The organism is Halomonas sp. McH1-25 (assembly GCF_022348165.1).
Lineage (GTDB): Bacteria > Pseudomonadota > Gammaproteobacteria > Pseudomonadales > Halomonadaceae > Modicisalibacter.
Map to the genome: position 1 here is coordinate 610,314 of NZ_JAKRFI010000001.1, position 21,857 is coordinate 632,170.

23 protein-coding genes are annotated in these 21,857 nt (G+C 60.5%); 7 read left to right on the plus strand and 16 right to left on the minus strand.

From position 1 onward, the window contains the following. Positions 1-60 precede the first annotated feature (60 nt). Complete coding sequence (locus tag MHM84_RS03030; RefSeq protein ID WP_239262287.1) at positions 61-480, plus strand: secondary thiamine-phosphate synthase enzyme YjbQ; 420 nt, start codon at positions 61-63, stop codon at positions 478-480. Between the two features lie 62 nt (positions 481-542). Here the strand turns inward: MHM84_RS03030 and MHM84_RS03035 are convergent, their stop codons facing one another. From MHM84_RS03035 to MHM84_RS03045, 3 genes are all read right to left on the minus strand, one after another. Next, the gene (locus MHM84_RS03035; RefSeq protein ID WP_239262289.1) at positions 543-1,238 is read right to left on the minus strand and encodes a metal-binding protein ZinT; all 696 of its coding nucleotides are present in this window, start codon (positions 1,236-1,238) and stop codon (positions 543-545) included. Positions 1,239-1,433: 195 nt separating this feature from the next. Then, complete coding sequence (gene hda / locus MHM84_RS03040) at positions 1,434-2,135, minus strand: DnaA regulatory inactivator Hda (RefSeq protein ID WP_239262291.1); 702 nt, start codon at positions 2,133-2,135, stop codon at positions 1,434-1,436. Beyond that, positions 2,135-3,211, minus strand: coding sequence for an AI-2E family transporter (locus MHM84_RS03045; protein ID WP_239262293.1), 1,077 nt, complete (start codon positions 3,209-3,211; stop codon positions 2,135-2,137). The genes hda and MHM84_RS03045 overlap by 1 nt, the downstream gene beginning before the upstream one ends. 108 nt (positions 3,212-3,319) lie before the next feature. On the opposite strand from MHM84_RS03045, the gene purM reads away from it, so the two are divergent. Next, positions 3,320-4,396 carry a phosphoribosylformylglycinamidine cyclo-ligase gene (purM, locus tag MHM84_RS03050; protein WP_239262295.1) on the plus strand — a complete coding sequence of 359 codons (1,077 nt, stop codon included), beginning with the start codon at positions 3,320-3,322 and terminating at the stop codon, positions 4,394-4,396. Further along, positions 4,393-5,127 (plus strand): phosphoribosylglycinamide formyltransferase, encoded by a 735-nt coding sequence (purN, locus tag MHM84_RS03055; protein ID WP_239262297.1) that lies wholly within the window; start codon positions 4,393-4,395, stop codon positions 5,125-5,127. The genes purM and purN overlap by 4 nt, the downstream gene beginning before the upstream one ends. A 103-nt stretch (positions 5,128-5,230) precedes the next feature. Here purN and dcd read toward each other — a convergent pair whose 3' ends face one another. From dcd to MHM84_RS03070, 3 genes are all read right to left on the minus strand, one after another. Beyond that, a complete protein-coding gene (gene dcd, locus MHM84_RS03060; RefSeq protein ID WP_239262299.1) occupies positions 5,231-5,797 on the minus strand; it encodes a dCTP deaminase in 567 nt (188 codons plus the stop codon). Between the two features lie 95 nt (positions 5,798-5,892). Continuing rightward, positions 5,893-6,693: an iron-sulfur cluster carrier protein ApbC gene (gene apbC, locus MHM84_RS03065; protein ID WP_239263809.1), complete on the minus strand. Its 801-nt coding sequence runs from the start codon at positions 6,691-6,693 to the stop codon at positions 5,893-5,895. Between the two features lie 90 nt (positions 6,694-6,783). Then, entirely contained in the window at positions 6,784-7,965 is a 1,182-nt protein-coding gene (locus MHM84_RS03070) for a Xaa-Pro peptidase family protein (protein ID WP_239262301.1), read from the minus strand. A 140-nt stretch (positions 7,966-8,105) separates the two neighbouring features. Between MHM84_RS03070 and MHM84_RS03075 the strand changes: the two genes are divergently transcribed. After that, entirely contained in the window at positions 8,106-9,428 is a 1,323-nt protein-coding gene (locus tag MHM84_RS03075) for an erythromycin esterase family protein (protein ID WP_239262303.1), read from the plus strand. A 103-nt stretch (positions 9,429-9,531) separates the two neighbouring features. Here the strand turns inward: MHM84_RS03075 and MHM84_RS03080 are convergent, their stop codons facing one another. Then, positions 9,532-10,596, minus strand: coding sequence for a hypothetical protein (locus MHM84_RS03080; RefSeq protein WP_239262305.1), 1,065 nt, complete (start codon positions 10,594-10,596; stop codon positions 9,532-9,534). Between the two features lie 313 nt (positions 10,597-10,909). Next, on the minus strand, positions 10,910-11,323 hold the full coding sequence (arfB, locus tag MHM84_RS03085; RefSeq protein ID WP_239262307.1) for an alternative ribosome rescue aminoacyl-tRNA hydrolase ArfB: 414 nt from the start codon (positions 11,321-11,323) through the stop codon (positions 10,910-10,912). A 393-nt stretch (positions 11,324-11,716) separates the two neighbouring features. On the opposite strand from arfB, the gene MHM84_RS03090 reads away from it, so the two are divergent. Further along, positions 11,717-13,294 (plus strand): diguanylate cyclase, encoded by a 1,578-nt coding sequence (locus tag MHM84_RS03090; protein WP_239262310.1) that lies wholly within the window; start codon positions 11,717-11,719, stop codon positions 13,292-13,294. A gap of 12 nt (positions 13,295-13,306) precedes the next feature. Here the strand turns inward: MHM84_RS03090 and MHM84_RS03095 are convergent, their stop codons facing one another. The 4 genes from MHM84_RS03095 to MHM84_RS03110 form a co-directional block, all read right to left on the minus strand. Next, positions 13,307-13,666 carry a HopJ type III effector protein gene (locus MHM84_RS03095; protein WP_239262312.1) on the minus strand — a complete coding sequence of 120 codons (360 nt, stop codon included), beginning with the start codon at positions 13,664-13,666 and terminating at the stop codon, positions 13,307-13,309. A 23-nt stretch (positions 13,667-13,689) separates the two neighbouring features. Beyond that, entirely contained in the window at positions 13,690-14,277 is a 588-nt protein-coding gene (locus tag MHM84_RS03100) for an exopolysaccharide biosynthesis protein (RefSeq protein WP_239262315.1), read from the minus strand. Positions 14,278-14,325: 48 nt separating this feature from the next. After that, positions 14,326-15,291 carry a magnesium/cobalt transporter CorA gene (gene corA / locus MHM84_RS03105; protein WP_239262317.1) on the minus strand — a complete coding sequence of 322 codons (966 nt, stop codon included), beginning with the start codon at positions 15,289-15,291 and terminating at the stop codon, positions 14,326-14,328. 282 nt (positions 15,292-15,573) lie between these two features. Beyond that, complete coding sequence (locus MHM84_RS03110; RefSeq protein ID WP_239262319.1) at positions 15,574-16,053, minus strand: Mut7-C RNAse domain-containing protein; 480 nt, start codon at positions 16,051-16,053, stop codon at positions 15,574-15,576. A gap of 117 nt (positions 16,054-16,170) precedes the next feature. Here MHM84_RS03110 and MHM84_RS03115 point away from each other — a divergent pair, with 117 nt between their 5' ends. Continuing rightward, positions 16,171-17,079: a YihY/virulence factor BrkB family protein gene (locus MHM84_RS03115; protein ID WP_239262321.1), complete on the plus strand. Its 909-nt coding sequence runs from the start codon at positions 16,171-16,173 to the stop codon at positions 17,077-17,079. Between the two features lie 5 nt (positions 17,080-17,084). Here MHM84_RS03115 and MHM84_RS03120 read toward each other — a convergent pair whose 3' ends face one another. Genes MHM84_RS03120 through MHM84_RS03130 form a run of 3 tightly spaced genes read right to left on the minus strand, consistent with a single transcriptional unit; the run spans position 17,085 to position 19,138 of the window. Beyond that, positions 17,085-17,726 (minus strand): DUF6064 family protein, encoded by a 642-nt coding sequence (locus tag MHM84_RS03120; RefSeq protein ID WP_239262323.1) that lies wholly within the window; start codon positions 17,724-17,726, stop codon positions 17,085-17,087. 6 nt (positions 17,727-17,732) lie between these two features. Then, entirely contained in the window at positions 17,733-18,677 is a 945-nt protein-coding gene (locus MHM84_RS03125) for an aldo/keto reductase (protein WP_239262325.1), read from the minus strand. Then, complete coding sequence (locus MHM84_RS03130) at positions 18,674-19,138, minus strand: TerB family tellurite resistance protein (protein ID WP_239262327.1); 465 nt, start codon at positions 19,136-19,138, stop codon at positions 18,674-18,676. The genes MHM84_RS03125 and MHM84_RS03130 overlap by 4 nt, the downstream gene beginning before the upstream one ends. Before the next feature lie 93 nt (positions 19,139-19,231). Here MHM84_RS03130 and MHM84_RS03135 point away from each other — a divergent pair, with 93 nt between their 5' ends. Next, on the plus strand, positions 19,232-20,308 hold the full coding sequence (locus MHM84_RS03135) for a serine hydrolase (RefSeq protein WP_239262329.1): 1,077 nt from the start codon (positions 19,232-19,234) through the stop codon (positions 20,306-20,308). On the opposite strand, the gene MHM84_RS03140 is transcribed toward MHM84_RS03135, so the two are convergent. Beyond that, positions 20,305-21,774: a phospholipase D family protein gene (locus MHM84_RS03140; protein WP_239262331.1), complete on the minus strand. Its 1,470-nt coding sequence runs from the start codon at positions 21,772-21,774 to the stop codon at positions 20,305-20,307. The two genes, MHM84_RS03135 and MHM84_RS03140, sit on opposite strands and share 4 nt — an antisense overlap. Positions 21,775-21,857 lie beyond the last annotated feature (83 nt).

The following is a 21,857-nucleotide window of genomic DNA, read 5'->3' on the forward strand; positions in this document are numbered from 1 at the left end:
GACGTCTGGCACTGGTATCACGTTACGTAACATATCCATTCAACCACGGAAGGCACAATCATGTGGTTTCAGAAGGAGATCAGACTCAAGCCACACGTTCGGGGCTTTCATCTGGTGACTGAGCAGATACTGCAGGAACTCCCGGAGCTGCAACGCATTTCCGTCGGTCTGTGCCATGTATTCATCAAGCACACCTCGGCCTCGCTGACAATCAACGAGAATGCCGATCCTACGGTACGCAAGGACTTCGAGAGCTTCTTCAATCGGGCCGTACCTGCCGACGAGCCCTACTATCAGCATACTCTCGAAGGCAGCGATGACATGCCCGCTCACCTCAAGAGCAGCATTTTAGGCAGCAGCGTTAGTCTTCCGGTGAGCGACGGCAGTTTCAACCTCGGCATTTGGCAGGGCATCTATCTTTGCGAGCACCGGGACCATGCCGGAAGTAGAACGCTGGTCGTGACCCTGCAGGGTGAATGAAAATGGCGCTCGGCTAGTGTCGACGGCCGGCCGAGCGCCTGCTTCACAAGCGCTTATCTCGTTTAATGCGCCATCATCTCCTGGGCAACCTCTTCTCCACTCAGCTCGGAAGGGTAGTAAGTCGGCCAGTTGGTGACTTCTTTCAGCAGTGCCGCCCGATCGTCACCCCAATACAGATGATAGTGATCGGCATCCGTCGGGGAAATGCTGTGGTCGCTGAACTGAATGAACTGCGGTAGCGCTTCCGGGCCTTGCGCCAGCTCGAAGATGTACCTGACGCCGCGATTCCCTGCCTCGTAAGTAAGAATTTCGTAACCGTCGTAGGCATAATCGCCGGAAAGCGTTTCGCCATTCTCGTAGAAAGTCACGTTCTGCCCGTCGATCACGATACGCTCGACATCCGTCCGATAGCCCTCTTCGTAGTATGCCTTGTACTCTTCAGCGGTTTTCTTTCCCTGCTCTGCCTTGTGGGCAAAGACCTCGTCGAGGGTGCCATCCTGCAGGTAGGGGTAGACGGATTGCCAGTCACCCTGCCAGTCGGAAAGTGCACGATCCTCTACCTGGCCGTCCTCGAAATAACCGGCATAAATGTCCTGATCGTGCGTGTGGTCGTGATCGTGCGCATGGCCGTGATCGTGATTGTGCGCATGCGCGGAGGCCTCAGCCTCTTCCTGAGAAGAGATGGCGGGCTGACCAATAGCCAAAGCCACCGAACCGACAGTTAACACACTCAATTTTTTTGCTAACGACATTGCCATCCAAAGCTCCTTTCAACCCGATGCGTCAATTTCAAGCCTTGGAAAAATACGTTATAACATAACAAAAAACAACTCACGGGAGTCATCACCGGTACGCTGCGATGCCCCTCACCACGCATGGTCACGAAATATGCCAGTTCCAACGCTGGCAATGAAGCCGTTACGCATGAACGAAGCGCGAACCTGCCTCGCTGGCTACCAGCCGAGCGCCTGTTTGACGAAGGGAATGGTCAGCTTGCGCTGCGCTGTGAGGGAAGCCCGGTCGAGACGTTCCAGGGTGGAAAACAGTTCGGACAAGCGGCGCGAACCGCGATGCAGGATGTAGCGTGCCACTTCATCGGGAAGCTGCATGCCACGGCTCCGTGCACGCAGTTTGAGCGCTTCGAAGCGGCCTTCGTCATCCAGCCGCTGAATCTGGAACGTGACTCCCCAGGTCAGTCGCGAGGCCAGATCGGGTAGCTTGACGTCAAGCTGACGCGGCGCCGCCGGCGCCGAGATGATCAAACGCTTGCCGGCATCGCGCAGCCGATTGAAGCCGTGAAACAGCGCTTCTTCCCAACGTTTCCTGCCGACGACCCGATCGATGTCGTCGATCACCATCAGGTCCAGGCGCTCGACGTCCTCGAGCATGTGCGGGGGGAAATGTCCAAGCTCGTCCAACGGTAGATAAAGCGCCCGCTTGTCGCGACGACTGGCCTCGTGGCAGGCGGCTTGCAGCAGGTGGCTGCGGCCGGACCCCTCGCCCCCCCAGAGATAGACGAAGGCTTCACCGGCATCATCCAACTGGGCCTGTAACGCCGCGACTGCGGCGGCATTGCCGTGGGGCATGAAATTGGCAAAGGTTGCGTCATCGCGCAGGCCGATACCAAGAGGAAGCTGCACAGGCCCGGTGCTCATCAGAGATCCTCATCGCCGCCGCGCTGGCCGGCAACATCGTATAAGGTACTGTTTTTGTAGCGTTCATGAAGATAGCGCAATAGTACCATGACAACCGCTGCGACCGGTAAAGCGAGCAGGATTCCGGTGAAACCGAACAGCTGCCCGCCAGCGAGTACGGCGAAGATGACGGCCACCGGGTGCAACCCGATGCGATCCCCCAAGAGCATCGGTTGCAGCACCATGCCTTCGAGCATCTGTCCCACGGCAAACACGACACCGACCCCCGCCAGATGCAGCAGATCGCCATACTGAAAGAACGCCACCAGCGCGGCGATCGCCAGGCCGACGATGACGCCCAGATAGGGAACGATACTCGCCAGGCCGGCGACCAGCCCGATCAGCACCCCAAACTGAATGCCGATCAAAGTCAAGCCGATGGCATAGACGATGCCTAGACTGAGCATGACCATCAGCTGACCACGCAGAAACGCGGCCAGCACCTCGTCGCAATCCTTGGCCAGACGCGTCACGGTCGGCTCGAAACGCCGCGGCAACAGGTCCTGAATGCGTCCCTTGAGACGATCCCAGTCCAGCAATAGATAGAACGTGACCACCGGAATCAGTGCCAGGTTGGCGATCCAGACGATGACCGCCAGGCCGGAGCGCGACACCTGCGCCAGCAACGTGGCGGCAAAGGTACCGGTCTCCTTCCAGTTGGCCATCAGAGCCTCGCGCAGTTGATCGAAATCGGTGGAGAAATCCATCCCGCTGACCGACTGCACCCAAGGCAGCACCGTGGACTGAACCCAGGCGAGGATGATCGGAATCGCCTCGACCAACTGGGCAAGCTGGCGTCCGAGCAGCGGAATGATGATCAGGCAGGCCGTACCGATCGCCAGCGACAGCACCAGAAATACCACACTGACGGCAAGCCGGCGCGATAGCCCCCTGGCTTCCAGCGCGTCGGTCAACGGATCGCCCAGGTAGGCCAGGATCATGCTGATGAAGAACGGCATGAGGATAGGCTCCAGCAGCGCCAGCAACCAGATGATGGCGGCCAGACCCAACAGCGACCAGACTTGGATTCGTGACATTCCGCTTCCCTAGAAATAATGAGAGATCGCCTCGGCGATGCACCCCGTCAGGCGCGATGCTACAATGCGCGCGCTTCCTACCACCAGGCCATTCTGACAGGACACATCATGACTCGCAGCGCTTCCGACAAGCCACAGTCCCCTTCATTGAGCTACAAGGATGCCGGTGTGGATATCGATGCCGGCAATGCCCTGGTCGAGCGCATCAAGGGCGTCGCCAAGCGCACCAGTCGCCCTGAAGTGCTGGGCGGCCTGGGTGGCTTCGGCGCGCTGTGCGAGCTGCCTGCCGGTTATCGCCAGCCGGTGTTGGTCACCGGCACCGATGGCGTCGGGACCAAACTGCGCCTGGCCATGGACATGAACCGTCACGACACCATCGGCATCGACCTGGTGGCGATGTGCGTCAACGATCTCGTGGTGGCCGGCGCCGAGCCGCTGCAATTTCTCGACTACTATGCCACGGGCAAGCTCGATGTCGATATCGCCGCCGACGTGGTTGCCGGTATCGGCGAAGGTTGCCTGCAGGCAGGCTGTGCCCTGGTAGGCGGCGAGACCGCGGAGATGCCCGGCATGTACGAGGGCAGCGATTACGACCTGGCCGGCTTCTGCGTCGGCGTGGTCGAGAAGTCCGAAATTCTCGATGGCAGCAAGGTCGGCGAAGGTGACGCCCTGCTCGGCCTGGCGTCTTCCGGTCCGCATTCCAACGGCTATTCGCTGATTCGCAAGATTCTCGAGGTCAGCCAGGCCGACCTCGACACCGATCTCGATGGCCAGCCTCTCGGCGATGCCCTGCTTGCCCCGACCCGTATCTACGTCAAGTCCTTGCTCTCCTTGATCAAGGAAAGCGGTATCGATGTGCATGCACTGTCGCATATTACCGGTGGCGGGTTGCTCGAGAACGTGCCGCGCGTATTGCCCGGCAACCTGACCGCGCGTATCGATGTCGGCACCTGGCAGCGCCCCGCCGTGTTCGATTGGCTGCAGAAACAGGGCAACGTCGCCGCACGTGAAATGTATCGTGTACTCAACTGCGGTATCGGTATGATCGTCGTCGTACCTGCCGACCAGGCCGATGCGGCGACCCGCCATCTCGAAGCCGCCGGTGAGCGCGTCTATCGCCTGGGCGAGATCGTGGCACGCGACGGCGAAGAAGAACAGGTCCGTCTGGAGAATCTCGAGGCATGAGCGACGAGCAGACCACCGACACGTTGAACGACTTTACGGCGGAGCAGGCCGATGTGCGACGCGTTGTCGTGCTGATCTCCGGCAACGGCAGCAATCTTCAAGCCCTGATCGATGCCCAGTCCTATGGCGAACTGGGTGGCGAGATCGTCGCGGTGATCTCCAACAAGGCCGATGCCTACGGTCTGCAGCGCGCCCGTGAGGCCGGTATCGATGCCGTGGCCCTACCGCATGGCGAGTACGAGAGTCGCGAGGCTTTCGACGGCGCACTGATCAAGGTCATCGAGCGTCACGAACCCGACCTGGTGGTGCTGGCCGGGTTCATGCGGATTCTCACGCCGGTGTTCGTGCACCGTTTCCATGGACGGCTGCTCAATATCCACCCGTCGCTGCTCCCCGATTACCAGGGCCTGAATACCCACGCTCGGGTACTGGCTGACGGCTGCACGGAGCATGGCGTCAGCGTGCACTTCGTGACCGAGGAGCTCGATGGCGGACCGGTAGTGATGCAGGCCTGCCTCAAGCTCTGCGCAGACGATACCGAGGAAAGCATCATCGAGCGGATTCATGCCCGTGAGCACCTGATCTATCCGATCGCCGTGCGCTGGTTCCTCGAAGGCCGCCTGCAGCTCGGCCCCAAGGGACCGACACTGGATGGCGTACTCCTGCCGCCGCAAGGCATGCGTCTCTCCCACGAAGATGCCGCCGAAGAGCTCGACGAAGACCTTTCCTGACACTTGCCGCTCGCGTTCGAGACGGCCAGGCCAGCGCAAACGACAACGCCCCGGCAGTGATGAACCACCGGGGCGTTGCCACTTCATGGATTACGGTGGGCCATCAGGCTCGCGGCAACGTCACGCCTCGCTGCCCCATATATTTTCCGCCCCGGTCCTTGTACGAAACGTCACAGACCTCGTCGGATTCGAGAAACAGCATCTGCGCCACACCTTCATTGGCGTAAATACGCGCCGGCAGGTTGGTAGTGTTGGAGAACTCCAGCGTTACGTGCCCTTCCCATTCCGGCTCCAGCGGCGTCACGTTGACGATGATGCCACAGCGCGCGTAGGTCGACTTGCCCAGGCAGATAGTCAGTACGCTACGTGGAATGCGGAAATACTCCACGGTGCGCGCCAGTGCGAACGAGTTGGGCGGAATCACGCAGGCGTCGCCTTTGACATCGACGAAGCTTTTCTCGTCGAAGTGCTTGGGGTCGACGACCGCCGAGTGAATATTGGTGAACACCTTGAACTCATCGGCACAACGCACATCGTAACCGTAGCTCGACGTCCCATACGAGATCACCCGCTGGCCGTTGACGTGACGAATCTGATCGGCCTCGAACGGTTCGATCATACCTTCGCGTTCGGCCATACGGCGTATCCATCGGTCGGATTTGATGCTCATGGGGCGTCCTTCGGGTTGGCGCAGTAGTAAAAAAACGGGGCCGCTATGATAACGGCCCCGGTGTCGTTTAATAAAGGCGATGCCGACAATACCGCTCAGTCGCTGAAGGAAATGCTCGGCGACTCGTTGGACTGTCCCTCGACGCCTTCGGCCACGGCTCGCGCGATACTGCGGAACGTCTCGGTAATGCCCCCGTCGGGCTCGGCCACGACGGTCGGCTTGCCGCCATCGGCCTGTTCACGGATCGACAGTTGCAGCGGCAATTGGCCCAGCAGCTGGGTACCGTACTGCTCGGCGATCCGTTCGCCGCCACCCTGGCCGAAAATCGGCTCGCTGTGGCCGCAATTCGAGCAGATGTGCAGGCTCATGTTCTCGACCACGCCGAGTACCGGCACGTTGACCTTGCGGAACATCTCGATCCCCTTGCGGGCGTCCAGCAAGGCAATGTCCTGTGGCGTGGTGACGATGACCGCGCCGGATACCGGCACCTTTTGCGCCAGAGTCAATTGGATATCGCCGGTTCCCGGCGGCATGTCGATGAACAGATAATCGACGTCATCCCATACCGTCTGGTTCAACAATTGCTGGAAGGCGCCCGAGACCATCGGCCCACGCCAGACCATCGGCTCGTTGATGTCGACCATGAAAGCCATCGACATCGCCTGCAGACCATAGGCCGGCAATGGGTTGAAGCGGTTCTCTCCCGCCATCTTTGGCCGTACTCCCTCACCGATGCCCAGCATTTGCGCTTGGCTGGGGCCATAAATGTCGGCATCCAACAGCCCCACACGATAGCCCTCGGCCGCCATGGCCAGGGCCAGGTTGGCCGTTACCGTCGACTTGCCCACGCCTCCCTTGCCTGACGCCACGGCGACGATATGCTTTACACCCTCGATCACGGGCTAACTCCTTTTATTCATACGCCTTAGGTATGTCCCGAGTATAACCCTCAAACGGCGGGTAACCCCAAGCCTCTCAGTCGACTATTAGAGCGAATCGAGTGTCCACGGGTTGTCGGTCAACGGCATCGTCCCGTCCTCCGTCACACAAACCGTATCGCTGCAGCCGATGCCCCACTGACTGGGGAGGCGCAGGCACAGTGGCAGATGGAAAACCATGCCGGGTTCGAACGACCGGTTATGGCCGCGAGCGATGAAGCCCGAGCCCTCGACCCAGGAGGGTGGAAATTGCGCACCGACGGCATAGCCGAATACGCCGGAAAAGAATGCTTGCTTCTCGAGCGGCGCTAGCGCTCTCTCGGCCGCCTGCGCGACACTATCGAACGACTCGCCGGGGCGCATGGCGCCAAGCAGGGCATCGTATATATGCCGACAGGTGTCGAAGACACGAATCATCTCCGACGTGGGTTTACCGACGACTACCGTGCGCATCATGGGTGCAGTGTAACGTTGCCAAGCGGCGCCGAACTCGAGAAACACCGGATCGCCCTGGTCGATGCGACAGCGCTTGTGGTTGAGATGAATCACGCTGCTGCGGGAACCGCTGGTCACGATCGGCTGCATGCTCATGAATTCGCTACCTGCCGCATGCAGGGCTCGTGCACCTTCGGCAGCCACGTCGGAGTCCAGCGCACCACTGCCGACGGCATCGACGGCCGCCTCGATACCGATCCCGGTCAGACGGGCGCTTTCGGACAGGCAGTCGAGCTCCAGCGCCGACTTGACGATCTTCACGCTACCCAGCAGGCCACCGGCATTCACTAAGGCGCGCTGCGGCAGGCGCTCCTCCAGCCCCTGGACCAGGCCGTGGCGCATCCCCGCCTGCCAGGGATCGATGCCGATTCGCCCGTGGCATTCCGTCAACGCATCCACCAGAGGATCCAGCACTTCATCGATGTTTTCCCAGCGATAGCTACGAATGTCATCGATGCGCGTGCAGGCCACCGCCGGCCCGGCCTCGATCGAGGGCACCTGAAGAATCAGGCGGTCCTGGGTCAGCACCAAGGCCGTATGCACGGAAACTTCGAAGGTGCTGTAGCCGGTGAGGTAATAGATATCGGCAGGTGACGTCAGCAATAGCGCTGCCAGTCCGGCCTCGTGCATGCGCTGGAGTGTCGCCTGGCGTCGTCGACGCAACTCGTCTTCGCTGAACGTGCATTCCGACCCCGCCAGGCCACCGAGACGCTCGCGATAGACGTCGATATCCATGTTGCCCCCTTGCAATGGAAACCCTTTACCAAGCGTAGTACGCCCCATCTCTACATTTCGATACCGAATGCCAGCGCACGACACCATTACGGTTGACTAGAGTCATAAGGCATCGATGCCTGCATCAGGGAGGAAAACGCATGACGACACCACTCGAAAGCGTACGTAACGTGGCATTGCGCCTGGATGGCGCGATGAGCGATTACGATGCCTTGTTGGAGCAGATCGGTGAGCGTCCCATCGTGCTGTTGGGCGAAGCCTCGCATGGCACGCGGGAGTTCTACCGGATGCGAGCGGAAATCAGCCGCCGCCTGATCGAGGAAAAAGGCTTCGAGGCCGTGGTCGTCGAGGCTGATTGGCCCGACGCTTTACGGCTCAATCGCTATGCTCGCCATGACGGCGACGACACACTCATGAATGCCTTTGCGGATTTTCAGCGTTTTCCGCAATGGATGTGGCGCAACCATGAGGTTCGCGATTTCCTGGCCTGGTTACACCAGCACAATGCCGGGCGCGACAGAGCCCGGCAGACCGGATTCTATGGTTTGGACGTGTATAGCCTGCATCGTTCGGCCGAGGCGGTAATCGAGTATTTGCAAGGCATCGATCCCGACCAGGCGAAGCTGGCCCGCGAAGGCTATGCCTGCTTCGATCATGCCGACGATCCCTTCCGCTATGGGCGCGATGCTGCCTTCGGCATCAACAAGAGCTGTGAGGATACCGCCGTGCGTCTGTTGGCCGATCTGCTGGAAAAATCGACGCAGTATCTACGCGAAGATGGGCGCCGTGCGGCCGACGAGCAGTTCTTCGCCGAGCAGAATGCACGGGTGGTTATCAACGCCGAAGCCTATTACCGCGCCATGTTCGGTTCACGGGTGGACACCTGGAACCTACGCGACGATCACATGACCGATACCCTGGCCGAACTACGCCAGCACCTGCGTGATCAGGGAGGCCAGGGCAAACTGATCGTCTGGGCGCATAATTCCCACCTGGGCGATGCCAGCAGTACCGAAATGGGCTGGGGACGCTTCCAGCACAATGTCGGTCAACTGGTCCGCCAGCGTTTCGGTGCGGAAAATGCGTTTCTGGTCGGCTTCACCACGCACACAGGCTATGTCTCGGCAGCCCAGGACTGGGATGGGCCCGTAGAACATCGTTGGGTCCGCCCATCGCTCGATGGCAGCTATGAGCGGCTGTTTCACGAAAGTGGCCTGGACCGTTTCTATCTGCCGCTTACCGACGAGCGTACCGCTCCGTTACGGGAAATTCGCCTGGAACGCGCCATCGGCGTCATCTACCGGCCGGAGACAGAGCGCCAGAGCCACTATTTCCAGGCCTCTCTGCCCAGTCAGTTCGACGCCGTATTCCATCTCGACGAGACGAATGCCGTCGAGCCGTTCGAAAAAGGCGAGCTGTGGCGCCCCGAAGTCATTCCTGATACCTACCCTTTCGGAGTGTGACCCCTCAGCGCAAGCAGGGTTGCCTCCCCCTGGCAGCAAACCGAGAAGAAAAAAGCCGGCCCAAAGCGGCCGGCTAGATCATGACGAGGCAAACCTCACTTATTTACTGGCTGGCTTGCTCGGTAACGGCACCGCTCGCCCCCCACTGGGCGCCGGATTGCTGACCGCTATTACTCTGGTTGCCGGATTGCTGGCCATCGTTACTCTGGCTGCCGGATTGCTGATCGCTGCCGCTCTGGCTGCCAGACTGCCCCTGGGTTGCGGCCTCGACGCTTTGGCTCAACTCGGACAGGGCGTCTTGCATGGCGGCGATGCGGGAAAGCTCTTGCTGTACGTCAGCGATACGGCTCTGCAAAATGGACAGCCGCTCAATGCGAGCCTGGATCTGCGATTCCAACTGCTGCAGGCGCTGTTCGGTCTCCTGCACCTGAGACGTCACCTGTTCCTGTTGCTGCTGGGTCTCGGACAGTGCCTGGCGCTCCTGTTCGAGACTTTCACGCGTCTCGGCCAACTGACCTTCCAACTCGGCCAGTTCCGACTCGCGCTGGGAAATCTGCTCTTCCAGCGTATTCAAGCGTTCGCTACGCGCATTGACCTTCTCGTCCAGCTCCGCATAGCGCCCTTCGAGTTCCGCGGTGCGGTCCTGGACATCTTGCAATTCGCTCTGCGCACTGCGTAGACGCTCTTCTGCCGCCTGCGCCTGCCCGGTCACCTCGTCGAGACTGGCCTGGGCCTGCTCTACCTGAGCCTGCAAGGACTGCAGTTGCTGGTTGGCTTCCTCGACCTGTCCCTGGCGCTGCGACAGCTGGCTTTCCGCCTCGCCCATCTGATTCTGCAGCTCGGACATCCGAGTTTCGGCATTCCCGATATCGCTCTGCAACGAGGCATACTCGCTCTGGGCATCCTCGACGCTGGAGTAGATCTCCTCGAACTCGGCATTCCGATCGCGCAATGCCTGGTTGTCGCTCTCCAGCGTGGCGATCCGCTCTTCCAGCGAGGCGCGCTGCGTATTCCATTCATCCTCCTGTGAGCTGGCACTGGAGGCGATGTATATCGCTACGATGATCGCAATGACGGCTACGATGACGACAGCGCGAACCCGGTTATCCTTGAATGGCTGGTTGGACCTATTGGGCTGGTTGGGCTGGTCCGGCGAGGTTTCTGCCATGAATCGTTCTCCTTCAGTTCGACTTGTCGGTGAGCTCCGCGGCCAGGCGTGACCCAGGCAAAAGCGCAAGCAAACAACGAACAGACAGCATTCCCGCTGCGTTCTGGGTCATGTCGCCGAGAGAATGTCGCGTCATGCCGGGCCAGTCGCTGGAAGATTTCGCGGATGAGTCTGCTGCGCTTTGCGAAGGGTTACCTTTCAGTAGAAAAAAAACGCACTACCTGTAAACGCGGCAAGCCCAGTTACAGGGGATTCGCTTCCCCTTACACAAACTTTAGTCCGTCGCCCGCCAGGTTCAAGCCGCTGCTCTTACTCAATGGTCGACTTTACGACGTAATGCCTTGCGCTCCCCCTTGCGTACCTTGCTTTCCACCCGGCGCCGCTTGGCTGCGCGGGAGGGCTTGGTAGGCACGCGCCGCTTAGGCTGGTGAGTCACGCTTGCCAGCAGGGTACGCAACCGCTCCAGGGCATCCTCACGGTTTCTGTCTTGGGTGCGATAGGACTGCGCCTTGATGACCACGACCCCCTCCTTGGTGATTCGCTGGTCATTGCGTGCCAGCAACTGCCGTTTGCATGCTTCCGGCAACGATGAGGCAGGAATGTCGAAACGCAGATGCACAGCCGACGCCACCTTGTTGACGTTCTGACCCCCGGCTCCCTGGGCACGCACTGCATGCATTTCGATTTCATGATCGGGAACGGCGATGTGACGTGAAACCTGCAACATGCTGCAATTTCCTTAAGTGTAATTTACAAAAAACCAATGGCCCGCTCATCGCCTGTCATGCTGGCGCCGTTCCCGCTGAGCATGTCCGCAGTCGTCGTGCAACTCGTTCAGCGTTGAACGGCGAAGCTGCCGAGCCATTGATCTTGCCGAGCGCTACGCGACAATCAGCAACGGCACGCCATAGGCGCGCATAAAAACGAGGCTGTGCCCGTGCGAAGAAGAAAAACTCCCGGCTCCAAGTGCGTTTGGCGAACTTGCGCAACGACAGCCATAGAACTCGTTGCCTTATTCCTACTCTGGCTGACATCGGCCGCGCTGGCCAACGATAGTGCGCCAGACAGCATCGACATAGGCACACTACAGCACCAGCTGCTACGGGCACCGGCCAGCTACTTGGTTACGGATACCCGTTCCTCTCTGCAGGACGTACTGGGGCGTCGTTTCCACCCCTTGACCAACGCCAGCGTCAACCAAGGAATCAGCGCTAGCACGTTCTGGATTCACGTCCGCCTGCAGAATACGAGTCGGCAGGAGCGGCGCTGGGTCATGCATCACGAGACTGCGTATCTCGACAACATGACCGCCTTTGTCATGGACAGAAAGCGACCAGTGCGGGAAATCGACATGACGGACCGCGCCTCGTTCCACGAGCGCCCGCTGGATTACCGCAGGCTGGCCTTCTCGCACACTACCCCGGCCGGCAGCTGGAGCGACGTCTATCTGCGTCTGGACTATGCCAAGGCGGACTCGATGAGCCTCAACGTCCACCTCTGGGAGCGCCAGGCATTCGTGCAGCACCTGCATGGCGAATATCTCGTGTTCGGCGGCTATTTCGGCATCACCTTGGCGCTATGCCTGATTGCCCTGCTTTTCGCCTTCGTCATGCGCGAAGCCACCTACCTGTACTACGCCCTGTTCCTGATCGTCAGCGGGCTGATGTGGGCGCAGATCAACGGCTTTGCCTATCAGTACCTCTTTCCCGATATGCCCTACTGGCAGAATGAAGGCTGCCACATCGGCTACCTGCTGTTCGTGATCGTCACCTTCCAGTTCACTCGCACGTTTCTGCATACGGCGGAGCATTTTCCGCGTGTCGACCGCCTGATATCGGGATTGCAAATCGTCATGGGGCTGGCGATCGGGCTGCGTCTTCTCGGCGATTACAGCCTAGTGCTTCACCTTGCCTACGCCAGTCTGACTCTGCCTCTACTGCTATTGCCCGCCCTGGGCTGGTTCGCCTACCGCAAAGGGATGGTTTACGCACGCTGGTTTGCCATCGCCTGGTCGATCTACTCACTGTGCCTGGTCGCCAGCCTGATCAGCGCCTATACACGGCTACTACCCTGGGGCATGGAGGCGCTGACCTATGCGCAAATCGGCAGTCTGCTGGAATCGATGTTCTTGCTGGTAGCGCTGGGCGAACGATTGAGATCGCGTGAAGCGGATCGTCACGAGGCCTTGCGTCTGGCCAACTACGATCCGCTGACACAACTTGGCAATCGTCGCTTGTTGGCCCAGCAGTACGACATCATGGCGCAACGCTTCGACAGTACCGGAATGCCGGTTTACCTGCTCATGATCGACCTGGACCACTTCAAGGCGGTCAACGATACCTATGGGCACCTTGCCGGGGATCGCATCCTTCAGGAACTTGCCGAGCTTCTCAGAACGCACTGCCAAGCCAGCGGCACTTGCGTGCGGCTTGGCGGCGAGGAATTCGCCATGTTGCTGCAAATGCCCGACCAGGAGGCAGCGCTGGATGTCGCCGAACGAGTCCGGCAGTCATTCTCCCAGACGCCCACCCGCTATCGGGACCAGCATATCGTGCATACGCTGAGTATCGGTCTGGCCCCGGTTCTGACGCCGGAACGACGCCTGTCCCTCCAGGAAGCCATGATCCAGGCGGATGAGGCACTCTATCGAGGCAAGGGTAGCCGTAACTGTACGACGGTGCACGAATCGGCAGTTTGATGGTAGTGCAGATCAGTGGCCGGCTCGATTTACGGGCTGCAACGGATCGCTGGCGAAGACGACGCCCGCCCATCCCGTCCGCATGAACTGCCGGATGTTGCGATGGCCATGGCCCGCAGGATCATCCAGAACCTCGTGACGGTAAAAGCGACCGAAGCAGTGCAAGGTTTGCGCTTCACTGAGTTCATGGCGCTTGGCGAAGGCGAAGATGCGGCACGAGCCGGCATTCTCGCCAGGCGCATTCTCCAGTGGACCGTTGCGAAAACCGGCTGGCGTATAGCGGTAGTTCGCCTCGATGACCTGCAAGGTATCATCGAATTCAACAAGGTGGGGGGCCGACTCAAGGGCGGCGATCAGTTCATCGAGTTTCATGCAGCGTCTCGTTCCCAATGCGGTTAATAAATGATGAGACCCGCCGTGCCTAGCATCAAAACGAAGCCGATCAGGACCAACAAGCCATCGCGGGCGATCAGCGCCAACCCGAATAGGGTCAGGGCCGCACCGGCGCCATTGGCGGAAAAGGGAACCACTTCCATGAGTGGCATGGCAAGCGCGATGAGGCAGCATGTCGCCGCTACTGCATACAGGCCCGCGCCATGCACCAACATGACCAGGCGCGGCTTGAGCAGTTTATCTATGACACGTGCCGGCCGGCGCACCCAGTATATGCCACGCGTGAATTTGCCGCTTTCCACCGAACGCCCCAGCAGCCACTTCGGCAGCCAGAAGTGGCGCCGACCGACGAGGAGCTGCCCGGACACCAGCAGCACCAGGATACCCATGATGGTCGGCACGCCGGGAATGTCGCCGATCAACGGCGCCAGAGTGATCAGACCGGCCACCAGCAGCAGCGGCCCGAACGAGCGACTGCCGACCGCCTCGACGATCATCTCCAAGCTTACCTGTCGGGCCTCTCGGGTCGAGGCCTCGAGACGGTCCAGCAACTGCTCCAGAGTAGAAATCTGCTGTATCTCGTCATCCATGACTCACCGCGTGCAGACAGCATTGCTCTTTCCTTGCTCGGGGGCTCCTCAGAGCCAACCGGCCTTGCGAAACCGGTAATACAGCCCCCCACAGGCCGCCCCCATCAGTCCCAAGGCCATAGGGTAGCCCAGTTTCCAGCTCAGCTCCGGCATGTGTTCGAAATTCATGCCCCATATCCCGGCCAGAACCGTCGCCACGGCAAAAATGGCTGCCCAGGCGGCCAATCGCTTGTGCACTTCGCCTTCATCGATGGCTACCATGGAGAGATTGACCTGGATGGCAGTGACAATGGTGTCGCGCATCGAATCCGTCGCTGTCTCGATGCGGTGCAGGTGGTCGTATACGTCGCGATAATACTCTTGGGTATTGGCACTAAGTGTCGGCACCCTACCGCCGAACAGATGCACCAATGCCTCGGCCAGCGGTGTAACGGCATGCTTGACCTGGGTCGCCTTGCGTTTGAGCTGATAGAGGTTCTCGATGTTTTCGCGAGCCGCATTGTTGACGAAGATGCTTTCCTCGATGGTTTCCAGCTCCGACTCAAGCGCCTCGACAACGGGAAAATAGCGGTCGACCACTGCATCCATCAGGGCATAGAGCACGAAGGAAGGCCCCAGCTTGAGCAAATGCGGTTCACGCTCGCAACGAGCTCGTACGTTACGGAAATCCTGCGATGAACGGCTTCGGACCGACAAGATGTAATCCGCACCGACGAAGACCGCCATTTCTCCATAACCAATTTCGCCCTCTCGCACACACAGCGTGCGCATGTAGGTGAACAGGCATTCACCATATTCCTCCACTTTCGGACGTTGATTCCCGTGCAGCGTGTCCTCCACCGCCAGCTCATGCAACGAGAAGACGTCCTGCATGGACTCGATCTCGTCGGGGCCGGGATCGGCAAGCGCTACCCACACAAAGCAATCCGGCTGACCCAGATAGTCGGCAACATCCGCGACATCGATGTCGCGGAGACGGCGGCCGTCCTGATACACCACACAGTTCACGATCATGGTCGACCATTATCCCTCGGTTCTCGGTACGTTTGGCTGCACCTGTCTCGCTTCGTGGATCATGTCAGGTCCCGCCGCATGAGATGCAGTCCATCACCTTATGCGTTGCCGCGAATACGCGAAAGGGTCATGCCGCCACGAACGCGGCCAGCCATATCCAGCGCTGTCAGGGAGAATCGCATCGAGACGTGTACGACAAGCGAGACCGAGCCACGGTTACCGCTCAGACACAGTGTCGTTAACGGCATGGAAGGACAGAACTTTAAATTGGCTACGGTCTGTCTAGAGCCAGTCAGGTAGGGCCTGCTGCAGCGTTTCACGCATGCGCCAAGTATGCGTACCGGGCCAGTAGAGGCGAAGGCAACCCGGACAACGCCATACCGGCCCAGGCAAGGTACGAGCACGGCCGGGCTGCAGGGTGGCGGCCTCTTCCTCGGTGGCATGGCGTAGCGGGGTATTGCATACCATGCAGCGGGTGAACAACGCCTGGGGCGGCTCGAGCCGGCAGGTTTCGATAACCTGGCGCAGTTGCTCGAGCGGAGCGTCCCGGTCGATCAGCACCGAGCGAGCCGGTTGCAGATAGTCGACGAGATGACGGTCACGCGTCAGCAGGACCCGCCTCTCGGTATTGGCCAACTCGACCAACTCCGGGTCGTCGATGGCTGGATCGAAGACGGTGTCGAAATCGAGCACGCGCAACCAACGCGCCAGGCGGCCGAGCATGGCATCGGCGAGAAACCGGTGTTGCGTATATGTCGTCATGGGTTGTCATGCCTCGACGGGATTGCCGGTTGCAAGAGTCGTAGAACGCCAGCCACTATGTCTTCAACCCAGTGTTGCACAGTCGACCCGACATACCGAAACGGCGGAACCATTTAGATGCGAGACAACGCCCCGCGAAACCGACGTCTCAGCAAGATCCTTCCCCACCTGGCTCGCTTTGCCCTGCGTGTACTGCGCATGTTTTTTCACAACCGCGGCATCCTGCTCGCGGGGGGCGTCGGATACAGCGTGCTGTTGTCGGTCGTGCCCCTGTTCGCCGTGCTATGCGTATTGCTGACCCACATCGTCAACGAGCAGCAGCTGCTGGCGATCATTTCGGTTCAGGCCCGCCACTTGGCGCCGGCCCATGCCGATATCCTTCTGGAAGCCGTACGTACCCTACTGGACTCCCGGGATATCGTCGGTATTGTCGGCACGCTGGTGTTGCTCTTCTTCAGCTCCTTTGCGTTTCGCATGCTCGAGGATTCGATCAGCCTGATTTTCCACCAACCCGAGAATCCGACGAAACGGCGCTTCTGGGTTTCCGCCCTGCTGCCTTACGCGTTCATGCTCATGCTCGGGGCCGGCCTGCTTGCCCTCGCCCTGCTGGTGGTGCTGGCCAACGCGTTCAATGCACTGATCATCGCCCTGTTCGGCATCGAGCTGCATTCCGCGCAACTGGCCACGGCACTGCTCAACCTGTTCAGTTTCCTGGGCATGTGCCTGCTGTTCGGTGCCATCTACAAGGTCATGCCCGTGATACGAATCGGTTATTACCGTGCCTTGGTCGGTGGCTTCGTGGCGGCGCTGCTATGGGAGGTCGTCAGGCTGATACTGGTGTACTACTTCGCCAACATCTCGCTGGTGAATGCCGTCTATGGCTCCCTGGCCACCATTGTCGTGGTGCTGCTGAGCCTGGAAATCGGCTCGATCATCCTGTTGCTCGGCGCTCAGGTGATCGCCGAGCTCGAACGCAGCGCCAAGGCGGGACTGCCCTGGTATTGCGATCCCAGCCGGCCACGCTGAGCCGCTCAACGCCGACGACGTTGGCGCCACGCAAACAGCGCCAGACATGTCACGCTGGCCACGGGCAGCACGGCATCCTGTGCAAGCCCCAACCACCAGGCCAGCACGCCGGCAATCAGGCCCCACAACACGGGCATGACGAACAGCAGGTAAGCGAAACGCCCCGAGCCCAGCAGCAATGCGCCCAAGGTGAATAGCAGCGTGGCTCCCGGCGCCATGGGAAAGTAGCGCAGGCTTTGCCATGTCTGCCCCAGCGCCAGATCGACCAGCGGATAACCGAACAGGGCATAGCCCAGCAGAGCTACCCCGAGCATGCCGGACGGATCACGTGTCATGCGGTAATGCGGACGTCCTCGAACGGCAGCGATCGCGAATAGCGCAGCCTGGCCCAGGAACATGGCGGCATAATACGGCGCCGCGAAGTTGTACGGTGCGAAATGCACCCAATGAAAGCCGATCCCCGCCCAGGCCCAGGTCAGCGCCAGAAAGGCGTTCATCGTGCGAGCGACAGCGACACTGTCCGGCTTCCTGACGACCACGACGAGCAGAGCCAGCGCCAAGGCGTAGAAGCCCAACTGGGCAGGCCACAGCGCCTGATTGAACTGAGCGTAGATGGCGAACAGGATGGCGGAGGAATACGGCAGCATGCGGCCTTACAGCCCTTCGACGTAACGGACCATGCGCTCGCGCATCGCCTGATCGGGCTGGCGACCATACATGGCCCCAGTATCCTCGCGCATGTGGTCGACACGCGTGGTTGCAGGGATCGTGCAGGTCACGTCCGGGTGCGAGACGATGAACTTGAGCAGGAACTGCGGCCAGTTGGCACAATCGATCTCACCCGCCCATTCCGGCAACGGTTCGTTCCGATAGCGCTCGATCAATTGTTTCTGGCGAAACGGCCGATTGGCGATAACGGCAATGCCACGCTCCCTGGCCAGGGGAAGGATGGCGTCTTCGGGCTCACGGTCCAGAATGTTGTAGGTCAGTTGCACAAAATCGATGGGCTCGTTGCGCATGATCGACATGAGCTCGTCGTGACGGCGTCCATGCGAGGTCGTCACCCCGACGTAACGGATGCGACCCCGGGCTTTATCGTCCATCAGTCGAGGCAAGTGAGTCTGCCAGTCGACCAGGTTGTGAATCTGCATCAGATCGAACCTCTCGACGCCCCACAGCCGACGCGACTCGGCCATCTGGGCCGCCCCGCTGTCCGCCATGCGCGTCCAGACCTTGGTCGCCGCGAACAGATCATCCGGCTCGTCGAGCTGCTCCAGGCAATACCCGACCACGGCTTCCGAGGTACCGTACATCGGCGATGAATCGATGATACGCCCGCCTTGGGCGAACAGCTCGGCGACGATCCCGGCGCGCTGGGCGCGCATGGCTTCCAGCTCACCTACGTTGAAGGTTATCCAGGTGCCCATGCCGATTGCCGGAATCCGTTCTCCCGTGGCAGGGATCGGCTTCATCAAGGGGTCGTCGCGTGAGCTTTGCTGCGCTAGCGTCAGCGGCGACCAACCCAGCGCTGCGGCGGCGCCGGTACCCACCAGGCCGCCAAGAAAGCGGCGACGGCTGAAGCATGCGCTGCGTGTCATGGTTGCGCTCCGTCGCGCTCATCCTGAACGCGTAACTTGGTGCGAATGAAGTCGCTGTGGCGCACGAAGAGCAGATCGGCAAGCTTGCGGATGCGATGTTCCTCGAGTGCATCCAGTTGGTCATCGGCATAAGCCAGACGCCACATCAGCTCGACCAGTTCCACCTTGTCGGCATAGCCGTAATGCTCGTTGACCAGGCGTACGAACTGGAAATGATCCACGGCCTGGTCGGCCTCCTCGGCAGCAAGGTCCATCAGTTCGTCGACGGCGGCACGATCCAGGGCAAAGCGCGTCCTTAGCATGTCACGCAGCGCCTCGATCTCTGCCGCCCCGGTCTGGTAGTCGGCCCGCACCACCTCGCACAACAGTGCGGCGGTCGCCAGCTCCAGCGTCAGGGCGCGTTGCGCGCCGTCCTGGGGAGCCAGCGTACGATTGAAAAACTGCTGAATGGCGTCAAGCATCGGACCTCCTACCCTAAATATCAGGATGGCCGCAATCGGCCCCAAGTCATTGGACCGCATTGCGTCGAAAGGTTCGCCAACGAAGGAAGCACCATGCCTGACATCATCATGCGTCTGTTGCCATCCCGTTATGCGTTACGGTGCCTGCTCATCGGGGGGATGCTGATCGCATCGAGCGCTGAGGGCCAGAGCGACGACGCTTCATCCGGCTTGCCTGCCTCGGCTCTCGATGACGCCGTGGCGAGAGCGGCATCGCTGCCACGACTGCATAGCCTGTTGGTGGCGCATCACGGCGATAATGTCATCGAATATAGCGCCGACGGCGAAAGCCTGAGCGAGCCTACCAATATCAAGTCGCTGGCAAAGACCGTCATCTCCGCCATGGTCGGGATTGCCATCCAGCGGGGCATAATCGAGGGCGTCGATCAACCGATCGTCGAGTTGCTGGGGCAACGCGTGCCCGACGATGCCAGCCCGCGCATCGACGACGTCACCGTGGGACATTTACTGTCGATGCAGGCCGGGCTGGAGCCCACCTCGGGGCCGAACTACGCTGCCTGGGTGGCCAGTGACAATTGGCTGAACTACATATTGACACGCCCGTTCGTCGCCGACCCCGGCGGGCGCATGCTCTACTCCACCGGCAGCACGCATCTGCTATCCGCCGCATTGACGTTTTCCACGGGCCGCGACACCCATGCCTTGGCCCGGGACTGGCTGGGCGAGCCGCTGAATATCGCCATTCCGCCCTGGACACAGGATCCGCAAGGCCTCTACATGGGAGGCAACGAGATGGCCCTATCACCACTTGCGATTCTCAGGTTCGGCGAGATGTACCGGCAAGGCGGCACCGTCGATGGCCAACGGATCCTGAGCCGGGAATGGATCGAGGCGTCGTGGACACCCTACACGCGCTCGGTGTTCAACTTCGATGAGTACGGCTATGGCTGGTTCATCACCGAGTTGGCCGGCGAAGACGTCTACTACGGTTGGGGCTACGCAGGACAGATGCTGTATATCGTACCCAGCCTTGGCCTGAGTGTGGTGATGACCTCCAACCCCAGCCCGCCGTCGCCAGGGCAGAGTTATCTGGAAGAGCTGGAAGCCATCGTCGCCGAGGTGCTGATTCCGGCGGCACAGAAACCCGATGCCACGGATAGCCGGCACTAAAAGGTCGATAGTCCCGTGGCTTCCATCAACCGGTACTGCCAGTAGCGCCAAGGCGACGCGTCGGCATACGTGCCATAGGGCACGCTCAGGCGTTGCCCTTGCGGATTGTGCCAATAGCGATCGAACCAGCGCATGGCATCGGCGATGGCCGGCGTTTCCTTCGAAGCGACCAGACGAACCGTGGTTTCCAGATTGAGATCGTCGAGGTTGCGCCGCGTGAAGTTGGCCGAGCCGAGATAAAGCATCGCATCCCCACTGAGCGAGCGCTTCAGCAATATCTTGGCGTGGCACTGTTCACCATGGGTCGCACACCAGCGTACCGGGATGTTCGCCTCGCGCAATTCGGCCGCGACCGGCCGATTGGGAATGCCGGATTTCTCGAAACCGAAGGCATCCTTGTTGGGATCGAGCAGGACCCTGACTTGCACGCCGCGCGCCTGGGCGTCTTTCAACGCGTCGATCAGCTCGCGATGCGCCAGGTAGAACGTGGCAATATCGATACGATCGCCGGGCTCGGCACTCTGTACGGCGATGATCAGCGCGTCGCCGATGCGCCCCTCGGTCAACAGTTGCAGGCGCGGCCCTCCGGGAACCACCGACTCGCTGAGTTGCAGCGGGTCGAAATCGATATCGGCGCCCGACAGGTGCGCCACGGCACGCTCGCTCTCGAGCAGCGCCGCCACGGCCGGCCCCTGGAAACGCAAGGCGACGTTACCATGCAGGCTGCTGGCATCGTGGGGGTTGGCCGAGGTCACCATGCCCACCCAGCCTTCATCCATATCGGCCACCAACGTCTTACGGTGGTTGGCCTTGAAGTTGAGCATGGCAAGGTAGCTGCGCAAGGTCACCTGCCCCGGCCCCAACGGATTGTCCAGCCAGCCATCTTGCGCGGTGTTGCCTAGCCACTGGCAGCACCAGGACCAGAGTCCCGACCAGGCCGGATTGGAGGCGCGCAGTTCGGTGAGATCGGTAGTGATCAGCTTCACGCCGGCGGCCCGCAGCGCGGTGAAGTGCTCCAGCGTCAGCCCGCCATACAGCGTATTGAGCGGATCGGTGATGATCACCGCCTCGAGCCCCGGCATCTGTGCCTTGCGTTCGATCAGCGCCCGGGCGAGCTGTGCCGACAACGGACGATAGTCGCCCTGCGACTCGCCAGCGAAGTCGTTGAACAGGAACATGTCCAGCACCACCAGGCGCTTGGCCTGATCGATCAGGCTTAGCATCTCGTCGAAGATGGCCTGTTCGGTTTGCCGATTGCCCTCGGCGTCGAGATAGGTGACATCGGACAGGAACGCCACGTCGGATGCCGGCAGCAAAGGCGAGGCGACACTGAGGCCTTCGGGCAACGGCTTGAAGGCTTGATAGGCTGCCATGCCAAGATAGGCAGTGACCAACAGGAGCAGCCAGGGGCGCAGCCACCTGCGCTGTTTTTCCTCGCGTCCGTCCGGCGTGTCCCCTCTCCTCACTATGCAGCTCCTGTCGTTCGCGTTGTCACTGATGGTGCGCAGTATACGCATTACCGGCAACGTGTCGCTCAACGAGCAGGAAG